Origin of the sequence: Chenggangzhangella methanolivorans (assembly GCF_042648545.1) — a bacterium.
Taxonomy (GTDB): domain Bacteria; phylum Pseudomonadota; class Alphaproteobacteria; order Rhizobiales; family Methylopilaceae; genus Methylopila; species Methylopila methanolivorans.
Genome location: NZ_JBHRXS010000018.1, coordinates 50,289 through 57,478, shown reverse-complemented (window position 1 = coordinate 57,478; position 7,190 = coordinate 50,289). Strand labels below are relative to the sequence as shown.

Here is a 7,190-nt window from a genome sequence, read left to right as displayed (position 1 = left end):
GGTCAAAATTGGACGCCGATCCCCCAACCTAGGGGGTCAAAATTCCACGCCGGATCACACGCCAGACTGTGCTCGAGGACCACGGCTGGGTGATCCGAAGGCTCTGGAGCTACGATTGGCTTCAGCGCCCTCAGGAGGAGCTCCATAGCCTCTGCACGGCGATCGAGGCCGCGAAGGTCGAGCTCGCCGAGCGCCTGGAGGCCGGCGCCGCGCGCAAGCGGGCGGTGGACGTCGAGATCGTCACGGTTGACCGGGGCGATGTCGTCGAGATCGGTCTCGCCGACAAGGCCGAGGACGGCCTCGCCGACCGCCTCTATGTTGAGGCCTCGCCCACGGCCGACTTCCGCTACGAGCTCCACGATGCCCCGGTCGGGCTGCTCGCCGAGCTCGTCGCGCAGGTCGTGGCGACCGAGGGGCCTGTACACCTCGAAGAAGTGACAATCCGGATACGCTCGGCGTGGGGGCTGCAGCGCGCGGGCAACAGGATCCAGTCCGCAATCGAGCGCGCCGCGGATGTCGCCGCCGGCTCTGGCCGGGTCTCGTGGTCGCTCGGGCGCTTCCTTAAGGTGCCGGGCACGGGCGCCAAGGTCCGAGACCGCAGGGACGTGCAGTCGACGACGTTGCGCAAGCCCGAGATGCTGCCGCCCGACGAGCTCAAGGAGGCCGTGCGCCACGTTGTGTCGACGAACTTCGGAGCTACCGAGGACGAGGTCGTGCTGACGGTCTCGCGTCTGCTCGGCTTTAAAGCGACCAGCGCGCAGCTCAGAGACGTGATCCTCGCTCAGGTGAAGACGCTTCTGGACGCCTCTGAACTGAGCCGATCCGGCGACCTCTTGGTTGCGACGTCGAAAGCAGCGCCGGCCCCGGTCTCGTAACGTCGCCCGGGGCGGCGAATGTGCCTAGAGCGCAAATGAAGGTGAGTTCGTCCTCTGAAAGGCGTCGCGGAACCGGTCGATCATCTCGGCCGACTTAAGGGGAGAAATCGGCCAGAACATCGGCCATGAGACCGGCCAAATGATCGGCCAACACTGGGTATGCCTATTGAAATAAAATGATATTCGGTCAATCTTCTCATTCGGAAGATCGGCCAGATTATGCCTGAAATTGAAACCGTCAATCGAATGGAGCCTGCGCGGCTGGAGGAGCCGACCGCGGAGATCGCCGACGTGGTCGCGGAGCTTGTGGGCGCGTCAGCGGTGCTCGGCCGCGCCTTGCATCCGCTGACGGCGGCGAACTTGGCTGACCTCGTTCGCGTCATGAACACCTACTACTCAAACCTAATCGAGGGCCATGACACGCGCCCGCGGGACATCGAGCGCGCGCTTGTTGGCGAATTCGATGCCGACGAGGGGCGTCGCAACCTTCAACTCGAGGCGGCGGCGCATGTTCGGGTTCAGGCGGAGATCGATCGACTGGCTGCGGAGAACGCCCTGCCGGAGCCGGCTTCTGCGGAATTCGTTCGGCGCCTGCACCGAGAGTTTTATCGCGACGCGCCCGAGGCGATGCTGACGATCCGGGGCGCAGATCGCCAGTTCAGGATGGAGCCGGGCGCGTGGCGCTCGCTCGCGGAACACGATGTCGCCGTTGGGCGTCACATTCCCCCTGGCAGCGACCGGGTCGGCGACTTCATGAGCCATTTCGAAAATCGGTTCCCGTTCGATCGATTGGGTGCGTCCGGTCGTGTCGTGGCGATCGCGGCGGCGCATCATCGCCTCAACTTCATTCACCCATTCCCGGACGGCAACGGCAGGGTCAGCCGCTTGATGAGCCATGCCATGGCGCACAGGGCCGGTATTGGAGCGCACGGACTCTGGTCGGTCTCGAGAGGCCTTGCTCGCGGTCTGGAAAGTCGGGGCGAATACAGGCGCATGATGGACCTCGCCGATACGCCGCGGCAGGGCGATCTCGACGGGCGAGGAAACCTATCTCAGAGAGCGCTGATCGAGTTCACGGTCTGGTTCTTGAGGGTTTGTCTCGACCAGGTCGTCTTCATGTCGGGCCTGTTCGATCTGAATGCCTTAGCGCGACGACTGAGGCTTTATGTCGAGCGAAGCCAAAACCTGAAGCCGGAAGCTGCGCGGATGCTCGAGGAGGCGTTGTTGCGTGGCGAGTTCGACAGAGGCGAAGCCCCCAGAATCACGGGGCTGCCCGAACGCTCCGCGCGCCGGGTCCTCAACGACGTCGTCGGAGAAGGACTACTCGCCTCGGACACGCCGAAGGGGCCCGTCTCTCTACGATTTCCCGCCCGTGCGCTGGAGTCGCTGTTTCCGCGCCTCTATCCAGAAACCTAAGAGGCGCGCCCGCGCCTCTTAGGGCGAGCGCGCCAGTCACCACATCCGCCGAGGCTCGGTCGCGGCGAGCCGGTCATAGGCGTCGGGATCGTCGAGCGCCTCGGCAAATCGTGGAGGAGCAGCGCTGAGCGCTAGGAGCGAAACGGCGAAATCATACTGTTCCGCGACCAGCGTCATTTCCCTCACCGGCTCGCGAAGCCACACGCCCGCGCGGTGGTCGAGCGCGCCGCGTCCGTCGACAAGCAGTTGCGTCTGCTGCGGGAGCGAGGTCGCGGGGATCTCGATGGGACCTTGTGAGGTGCGAAAAAAGGCGCCGGTTCTCAAGGCGGCGTCGCTGGAGCGCGCCCAGAGAATGAAGCCGTCGCGCGACACGACCAGGATTGCGCGTCGGCTCGTGTGGCTGATCCAGCGTAACGCGGCTGCGATCAGCGAGACTTGGTAGCGGTCGGCGCAATGACGGATCATGTCGAGGTCGATCCGGGCGTCGGCCGGAATCTGCCGGGCGAAATCGTCTCGCGGCATCAGAAGGTTGGCCGCGAACACGTTGGCCTGCTGCTCGAGCCGCGCGTATTCGCTGTCCCAACCCGTCATGTCGCGGTCCCCACAGGTGAAACCTTGCGGGTGATCGTGACGGTGAAGCAGATAGTGGCCGAGCTCGTGCGCTAGGGTGAAATTGATGCGGCCGCGCGACGTGATGGCGTCGTTGTAGATGATGCCCCAGCCCTTGCGGCCGCCTTTCGCGCGGTAGAGAGCGCCCTCGAACCCCGGAAGATCGTCTCCTGCGACCCGAACCACGGGATCGTCGGGAAAGCGCTGCGCTGAGTACTCGCGCGCGAGATCTGCGACCCGTATCGGGAAATGCTCCGGCCCGAACACCGCGTTCAGCACATGCGTAAGCTCAATGGCCCAACGTTCGGGCCCGAACGCCGCGCTCATGCGTCGTCGTCACCGATCAGCTGGATCATCTTTTGGATCTTCGCTTTCACCAAAGGGTCCATTTTCCGGTATTTTCGAAAAAACGCCTCGTCTTTGGCGGTCTCCACGCCAAGTTCGCTATCTGCATAAAGCAAATAATCCGACGTGACGCCCAGAACCGCGGCGATCTTGGCGATCTTGTCTGCGGACGGACGGGGCGGGTTCTTGTTTTCGAGCTCCCAGATGTAACTCTTGCTCGAGCTTGCGAGCTCGGCGAGCTGGTCGAGCGTCAAGCCCTTGGCTTTTCTCAGGTTTCTTATCTTTTCGCCCAATGGCGTGCTCAAGGCGCGTTTCTCCCGCAAATCGATGTTCAGAGTAGCGATATGGCGCGTTGTTGACAAGGCGCATCCGCCCCCCCATGTTGTTCGGAGTAGGCGTATTTATGTTGCCGGTTTTTATAGGAGAAAGCGTCATGGCGCAGAAGCGCGGGCCCGACAGCCACCATGTCGTGCCGAACCCCAATGGCGGCTGGGACGTGAAGCGCGGCGGCGGCGAGCGAGCGTCGGGTCACTTCGATGTCAAACAGACCGCGGTGGATTACGGACGCCAGGTCAGCCGCAACCAGGGCACCGAGCTCCGCATCCACAATCGCGACGGCAGGATCGGCCAGAGCGACAGCCACGGAAACGATCCAAACCCGCCCAAGGGTTGACGATCAGGACCGCGTCCGCCCGACGCGGTCCTTCTTTTTTCAGCCACGACGCCCAGCTTTGAGGAGATTGCGATGACCGAGCCCAACCCGCTCCTGAAGCCGGACACCGCGGACGAGGTGCTGCTGGACGTCGCGGCGCTGATCGAGCTCAGCCCGCGCGACCGTCGGGTAGCGGACAATCGCTATCGACTGCTGAAAACGCATCTGGAGCGTGAGCGCAGCAAGCTGCGCCCCTACCTGGTCGACGGCGAGAGCCGGATCTACTCCCAGGGGTCGATCGCGACGAGCACCACCATCGTCAGCGGAACCGATGACGACAGGTTCGACGTCGATGCGATCGTCGAGATCGACGTGCCGGCTGACTGGGACGACGATCATGCGCTCGACCTTCTCGAGGAGTCGCTCCAGGGGTTCCCCGGCGCGGCCGCGATCGTGCGCCGGACTCGCTGCGTCCAGATCCAGTTTCCCTTCATGCACATGGACGTGGCGATCCTCGACCGTCGAGCCCGGCTTGCCATCCCTCGCGCCGGCGAGATCTTCCATTCGCCCGACACCGGAGCGTCGATGCGTGTGTCGTCCAATCCTTGGGGTTTTACGGGCTGGTTCCGGCTCACTGTCGGCGTCGGCGACGCGCCGTTCACCGAAGCTCTGCGCCGTCACCGCCAGGACGTGGGGAGGGACCGCCTGCCGGTGCTCGACGCGAGCGAAGCGGTTGTCGTCGCCAAGGCCGAGCAGGACGACCTACCGCCGATGATCCCGAGCCGCCTCGACGCCCAGCAGGCCGTCGCGCTCAAGCTCCTAAAGCGCAATCTGAACATCAGCTATGCCGGAGCGGCGACGCCGCGTCCGCCGTCGATCTACGTCACCAAGAGGGCCGCCGATATCGGCTACATTCCGCAGGGGCTGACCGCGCAGCTCTATGTGCTGGCCAGTGACACCGCCAAGATCATGCGGGACCACCTCGATGCCGGGACGCAGCCCGAAGACCTCAACCCCTCCTATCCGCCTGATCGGATCACCGACCGCTGGCCGCGCGCGGGCAAGCCGGGCGAGACCGACATGAGGACGCTTGCCGAGGCGCTCGAACATCTCGGCGAACGACTTGCAGAGATGGCCACGGCGCCCCTGGCCGAAATCGCCGCCATCGTGGACGAACTGTTCGGCGAGCGCATCGGCAAACAGCAGCGCGCGGTTCTGGCCAAGCGCTACGACCGACGCGACACCGGCGCGCCCATCCTCTCGGCGCCGCGCACGGGCGGCATTTATGCGCCGGCGATTGCTCCGGCGTCGGCGCCGCTGGTCGAGGTGCCGCGGCACAACTTCCATGCCGGGCGGGCCGTCAAGATCAGATGAGTCGAGACCCGATTTCCCCAAAACGGTCGCCGCATGCGCAGTTGGGCGCCATGGCGTCGCTCTGGCCGGATTTCGCAGCGACGAAGCTCGGCGACGGAACGCTGATCTGGATCGGGCCCCTGCGGCCCAAGGCGCAGCCCTACACGGTAGGGATCGTCTGGCGGCCGTCGCTTGGCCTGCCCTATGTCACGCTCGAGGCGCCGAAGCTGACGCCGCGGCCGGGCGTGACCTTCTCGGCGATCCCGCATCTCCTCTACAACGGCGACAACCCCGAGCGCTCGGGCCTCTGTCTATTCGACCCGAAGGTCCGCGAATGGTCGGCCGGAGATCTCATCGCCGAGACCACCGTGAGATGGACGGCGGAATGGCTCACCTATTATGAACTTTGGCACATGACCGGCGAGTGGTTGGCGCCGAGCGTCGGTCCTGAAAGCGTGGCGCAGGCGGAGGCCGCGGGCGGCGATATTGGCGATGTTCACTGATCGACGCGCCAACACCCTACCGACGCAACGGGTTCGCCAGCCGTGGCCGACCGGCAAACCGTTCAAGATCCTGGCGCTCGACGGCGGGGGTATCAAAGGCGTTTACACCGCCGAATTGCTGCGCCTGGCGGAGGAGAGATTTGCGGGCGGACGACCGCTGGCCAGCTATTTCGACATGGTCGCCGGCACCTCGACCGGAGGGATCATCGGTCTCGGCCTGGGTCTTGGCCTGACGGTTCAGGATATCGCCGAATTTTACCGCGTAGACGGCCGACAGATATTTCCGCCCATGCCAAGCGGGCGCCTCGCGCGCTGGTTTCGATTCTGTCGCGCGATGCTGCGGACCAAGCTCGATCATCGGGAACTGGAGTCCGCCTTGAGGCGCCGGTTCGGCGATCGACTGCTGGGCGAGTCGAGCTGCCGCCTGGTCCTCCCGGCCTTCATGGTGCCGAAGACCGAGATCGCCGTCTTCAAGACCGACCATCACGCGGATTTCCGCAACGACCACGCGACGCCCGCCTGGAAGGTCGCGCGCGCTACGTCCGCAGCCCCCACCTATCTCAAGGGGATGGAGCATGAGGAGAGCGGGCGAATCTTCGTCGACGGCGGCGTCTGGGCGAACAACCCGGTGATGGTCGCTCTGGTCGATGCGCTGTCCGCCTATGAGCTCGGGTTCGATCAGATCGATGTCCTGAGTATCGGCACGGGCAACCCACCCTTCAGTTTGAGTCGGCGCCAGGCCGTCAGAGGCCTTATCGCGTGGCGGGAGGCCATCAGGGCCGCGATGTTTCTCACGACCGACAATGCGACGGCCCAGGCCAAGCTTCTTCTCGGTCCGCAACGCTGTCTGCGGATCGAACCCTCGGGATCGGACGCGGACGTCGAGATGGACGATTATGACGACGCCTTCGACAGGTTGCCGTCATGCGCCGCCAGAGATCTTGACGAGGCGGCGTCCGATATCGCCCGGTTTTTTGTAGATGTCGCCGAGCCGCGAGAGCGTCATCATACGCGGGCATGACATTGGGTGAGGCGGCGCAGGCCAAGGATCTGATGGTACCGAATGTCGACCTGTTCGCCGACGTCGCCGCGGCGCTTTTGATCAAACTCCATGCGGCGTTCCCGATCCCGCTCGACATCGAGATCGACGTTCTGGCCGATAAAGGCCTGCCGGACGCCGATCCGTCGGGCGCGACCCGCGAAGCGTTTGTCGAGGCCTCGCTGCTGTGGCTCGCCTCCGCCGGCCTGATCGCCTTCGAGCCGGGCCAGTTGGGCGCGCGCATGGTCGAGCGGGTCGGCCTGACGGCTCGCGGCTTTCTCGCGCTCCAGGCGTCTGACAGGGGCGACGACGCGATCGGCCTTTCGCTCGGCGCGGCGTTCTCGGCCGAGCACCGTCGCGACCTTATTGGGCTTGCGCTCGCCGCTGCGCGATGAGGC

9 protein-coding genes are annotated in these 7,190 nt (G+C 64.8%); 7 read left to right on the top strand and 2 right to left on the bottom strand.

All coding sequences use genetic code 11. The annotated features are described in order from the left end of the window. Positions 1-89 precede the first annotated feature (89 nt). Together ACFOWB_RS25320 and ACFOWB_RS25315 are read left to right on the top strand one after the other, a co-directional pair. The gene (locus ACFOWB_RS25320) at positions 90-875 is read left to right on the top strand and encodes a DUF3320 domain-containing protein (RefSeq protein ID WP_378150110.1); all 786 of its coding nucleotides are present in this window, start codon (positions 90-92) and stop codon (positions 873-875) included. 219 nt (positions 876-1,094) lie between these two features. Then, entirely contained in the window at positions 1,095-2,291 is a 1,197-nt protein-coding gene (locus tag ACFOWB_RS25315; protein WP_378150108.1) for a Fic family protein, read from the top strand. A 36-nt stretch (positions 2,292-2,327) separates the two neighbouring features. Here the strand turns inward: ACFOWB_RS25315 and ACFOWB_RS25310 are convergent, their stop codons facing one another. Further along, the gene (locus tag ACFOWB_RS25310) at positions 2,328-3,227 is read right to left on the bottom strand and encodes an ImmA/IrrE family metallo-endopeptidase (RefSeq protein WP_378150106.1); all 900 of its coding nucleotides are present in this window, start codon (positions 3,225-3,227) and stop codon (positions 2,328-2,330) included. After that, complete coding sequence (locus ACFOWB_RS25305; protein WP_378150104.1) at positions 3,224-3,607, bottom strand: helix-turn-helix domain-containing protein; 384 nt, start codon at positions 3,605-3,607, stop codon at positions 3,224-3,226. The genes ACFOWB_RS25310 and ACFOWB_RS25305 overlap by 4 nt, the downstream gene beginning before the upstream one ends. Before the next feature lie 71 nt (positions 3,608-3,678). Between ACFOWB_RS25305 and ACFOWB_RS25300 the strand changes: the two genes are divergently transcribed. The 5 genes from ACFOWB_RS25300 (at position 3,679) to ACFOWB_RS25280 (ending at position 7,187) form a co-directional block, all read left to right on the top strand. Next, positions 3,679-3,918 carry a DUF2188 domain-containing protein gene (locus tag ACFOWB_RS25300; RefSeq protein ID WP_378150102.1) on the top strand — a complete coding sequence of 80 codons (240 nt, stop codon included), beginning with the start codon at positions 3,679-3,681 and terminating at the stop codon, positions 3,916-3,918. A gap of 72 nt (positions 3,919-3,990) precedes the next feature. Then, complete coding sequence (locus ACFOWB_RS25295) at positions 3,991-5,271, top strand: nucleotidyltransferase domain-containing protein (protein WP_378150100.1); 1,281 nt, start codon at positions 3,991-3,993, stop codon at positions 5,269-5,271. Positions 5,272-5,321: 50 nt separating this feature from the next. Continuing rightward, positions 5,322-5,753, top strand: coding sequence for a hypothetical protein (locus ACFOWB_RS25290; RefSeq protein ID WP_378150098.1), 432 nt, complete (start codon positions 5,322-5,324; stop codon positions 5,751-5,753). After that, entirely contained in the window at positions 5,743-6,774 is a 1,032-nt protein-coding gene (locus ACFOWB_RS25285; protein ID WP_378150116.1) for a CBASS cGAMP-activated phospholipase, read from the top strand. The genes ACFOWB_RS25290 and ACFOWB_RS25285 overlap by 11 nt, the downstream gene beginning before the upstream one ends. Before the next feature lie 32 nt (positions 6,775-6,806). Beyond that, positions 6,807-7,187 (top strand): hypothetical protein, encoded by a 381-nt coding sequence (locus ACFOWB_RS25280; RefSeq protein ID WP_378150096.1) that lies wholly within the window; start codon positions 6,807-6,809, stop codon positions 7,185-7,187. The last annotated feature ends 3 nt before the right edge of the window (positions 7,188-7,190 follow it).

Bases quoted from the DNA above. Each gene is read 5' to 3' on its own strand.
- ACFOWB_RS25315 (WP_378150108.1), top strand. From the start codon at position 1,095: ATGCCTGAAATTGAAACCGTCAATCGAATGGAGCCTGCGCGGCTGGAG.
- ACFOWB_RS25310 (WP_378150106.1), bottom strand. From the start codon at position 3,227: ATGAGCGCGGCGTTCGGGCCCGAACGTTGGGCCATTGAGCTTACGCAT.
- ACFOWB_RS25300 (WP_378150102.1), top strand. From the start codon at position 3,679: ATGGCGCAGAAGCGCGGGCCCGACAGCCACCATGTCGTGCCGAACCCC.
- ACFOWB_RS25295 (WP_378150100.1), top strand. From the start codon at position 3,991: ATGACCGAGCCCAACCCGCTCCTGAAGCCGGACACCGCGGACGAGGTG.
- ACFOWB_RS25290 (WP_378150098.1), top strand. From the start codon at position 5,322: ATGGCGTCGCTCTGGCCGGATTTCGCAGCGACGAAGCTCGGCGACGGA.
- ACFOWB_RS25285 (WP_378150116.1), top strand. From the start codon at position 5,743: ATGTTCACTGATCGACGCGCCAACACCCTACCGACGCAACGGGTTCGC.
- ACFOWB_RS25280 (WP_378150096.1), top strand. From the start codon at position 6,807: ATGGTACCGAATGTCGACCTGTTCGCCGACGTCGCCGCGGCGCTTTTG.